This is a genomic window from Gallintestinimicrobium propionicum, from assembly GCF_025567525.1.
Taxonomy (GTDB): domain Bacteria; phylum Bacillota; class Clostridia; order Lachnospirales; family Lachnospiraceae; genus Gallintestinimicrobium; species Gallintestinimicrobium propionicum.
Genome location: NZ_JAOQJY010000036.1, coordinates 1 through 2517, shown reverse-complemented (window position 1 = coordinate 2517; position 2517 = coordinate 1). Strand labels below are relative to the sequence as shown.

3 protein-coding genes and 1 pseudogene are annotated in these 2517 nt (G+C 52.9%); all 4 read right to left on the bottom strand.

All coding sequences use genetic code 11. The features are described from left to right. Nucleotides 1–242: DUF4315 family protein (locus tag OCV62_RS17505; protein ID WP_262588259.1), on the bottom strand; the 242-nt coding region annotated here is incomplete at its 3' end. A gap of 28 nt (nucleotides 243–270) precedes the next feature. Further along, nucleotides 271–2007 (bottom strand): C40 family peptidase, encoded by a 1737-nt coding sequence (locus tag OCV62_RS17500; RefSeq protein ID WP_262588257.1) that lies wholly within the window; start codon nucleotides 2005–2007, stop codon nucleotides 271–273. Next, nucleotides 2000–2380 (bottom strand): DUF3851 domain-containing protein, encoded by a 381-nt coding sequence (locus OCV62_RS17495; protein WP_465221417.1) that lies wholly within the window; start codon nucleotides 2378–2380, stop codon nucleotides 2000–2002. Before OCV62_RS17495 ends, OCV62_RS17500 begins: the two co-directional genes overlap by 8 nt. Continuing rightward, nucleotides 2380–2517 (bottom strand): annotated as a pseudogene (locus tag OCV62_RS17490) (conjugal transfer protein TraE); the annotation flags it as partial. The gene OCV62_RS17495 and the pseudogene OCV62_RS17490, both read right to left, overlap by 1 nt.

The following is a 2517-nucleotide window of genomic DNA, read 5'->3' as shown; positions in this document are numbered from 1 at the left end:
GTAGCCTCCTGATTATTTGATTCCGACAGTGCTGTATCTCTGCCGTGGTTCATTCCACCGGAAAGCATAGCGTTCAGCTGTGCTGGAGTCATGCGTAACGCACGAACCATCTGAACGATTTCCAGATTCTCTGCCTCCGTTTTCTGTGCTTCCAAGGTCTTGAGCTTTTCCTGATATTCCGCAATCTTCTCACGGGTTTTCTCAATTTCCTGGTCAATACGTTCAATTTTGTTTTTTGCCATAACCGTTCACTCCTTTCCACAAAGTCTGTTACCAGTTCATCAGACCATAGCCTTTAATGCTTTGATAATTCAGGTCATAACTTTTGATCTTGCAGGCATCGCCGGAATTTCCCTCCACGGTATAAACACGGCTGCCATCCGTACCGATCACGATACCCACATGGTCTGCTGTCCCATCCAAATCCCAATCAAAGAAAATTGCATCTCCGGGAGCCAGATTGTTATAGCCTCTTGCACCCCATTGTCCATGAGACTGGAACCACGGAACGCCCTGCCACTCGCAGCCTGCAAAGCGCGGCTCACTTTTTCCAGCCTGGTTATAACACCAGGATACAAAGCAGGCGCACCACTCCACGCGGCTGTCAAAGCCATACCAGCTCCAATAAGGATAGCCGCCCACATTGCCGACCTGACGCTTGGCCAGCTCCACCAACTGCGGATTTCCGGGACGGGTTCCATTTACAAACTGTACGCCGGTCAAGTCCTCGGAATTGCTCATGTCAGGGGAACCACCGCCAAATAACAGCGGCTTATTGCCCATGGTCTGCCGGTAAACCTGATACATTTCCATCTGCTCCGGGGTCAGTAACTCCGACGCCACAGCGGAAATGGGCTTGCTGGTGAGTTTCACATTCAAAATGTAATACTCATAGGGAACTTCTTCTGAGGTGGTCTCGCCGGTCTCCGGGTCGGTGGAGGTCTCCGTGCGGTAGCGGATCTCCACTTCCTCAGTAAGCGTCAGCTGATACTGTGCTGCAAACACACGCGCCAGCTCTGCCTGAGCACTCTGCTGGGTGTAACCTTGCAAGACGGCAGACAGAAATGCTGCCAGCTCATGAGGGTCATGGCCGATCATACCAAGGTCATAGCGATACTCGTCATACCCTGGGTGGCTGCTTTCAATGTTGTCGATTTCCTCCTGCAACCGGACTTCTCTGGCTGCATAATCTGCCTCCACTGCCAGCATTTCCGGGTCATCCGACGGATAAGTGGTGCCGGATAGAACGGAACCGATGCTCTGCGCCATCATGGAGCAGGAGGACATGGTATTCATCAGCATACAGGTAATGAGGAACAAAACCCCTGCCATCAGGAAACCCTTCTTGTGGCGCATGACGAACGCCCCTGCCTGCTGTGCCTTTTCTTTTACCGTCCTTGCGGCTTTTCCGGTTTTGGATGCAGCCTGGGCGGTATTTCCAGCAGTCTGACCGGCGTGTTTGGCGGCGGCATACTGCTTTTTAATGGCCTGCTTTTGCTGCCAGCGGGAAAACGGATTGCTGGCAAACTGGGGATTTTCCTGCAAAGATTTCTGGTACAGAACATTTACATTTGCCTTTTCCAGTTGACGCTCTGCCTGGGCTGCTTTGCGGTACGGCTTCAGCTTGTGGCTGCGATAGCCCTCCCGCACCAGATAAGCGCCGGTCTCCACCGCTTCCTCGGACTTGTGGGCGCTTTCCACGCCCACATTGTCCTGCTCTGTTTCCCGGATCTCTTTGTGGAGCTTGCCTGCGACCAGATGGACGGGAGCTTCCCTGACTCCTTGAGAAACTTTGGAAGGTGGCTTTTTCTTGTCCTCAAAGGTCAGCTTCGAGGTCTTTTTTCCGGTATCCGGGTCAATGACCGTCTGCCTGACCTTTTTCTTTGGGATATTGGCCTGCGCCTTATCTGCTCTGGCCGCAGCTTTCTCCGCTTTACGGATCGGCTTTTCCAGTGCAGGCTCCGACCGTTCCTCATCAGTAAAGCGCAGGCGCGGCTCCTTATTCAAACCATTCTCCCACCATGAGGGAGGACATCATGTAGTGCAGCTCTACATAAATGGCCATTCCCACAGGATCGTTGAACATACAGCCGGACAGGTAGGCATAAAACTGTGCCACCACATCGGACAGGATCTTCGCTTCGGTTCCTTTCAGAACCAGACCGCCCATACCTTCCTTAGCACGGATGGCACTCCAGACCTCTGCCAGACGGAGCAGCCCCACCTGACCGGTCTCATTCAGTTCGGCTGCCTGATCTGCCGCCGTGCGGCACTCACTTACCGCATCGGCCATGACTGTAAGCAGCTGGCTGCGCTGGGCATTTACCGCCCTGTCAAAAAACATCAGCGGATTTTTATTCAAAATGTTGGGGTTCATCATCATTCATCCTCCTTCTTTTTCAGTTCCTGGGGTTTGGTGGTCATAATGCGGTAAAGCTCGGTATTCTTCGGGAAGTGATCCACGAAAGGCAGGATTGTAGAGCCATAAAACAGCAGGCCCTCGCCCTCACCGGAGTG

What these genes read in the sequence shown, in the direction of transcription:
- OCV62_RS17495 (WP_465221417.1), bottom strand. Translation starts at nt 2,380, where the DNA reads ATGATGAACCCCAACATTTTGAATAAAAATCCGCTGATGTTTTTTGAC.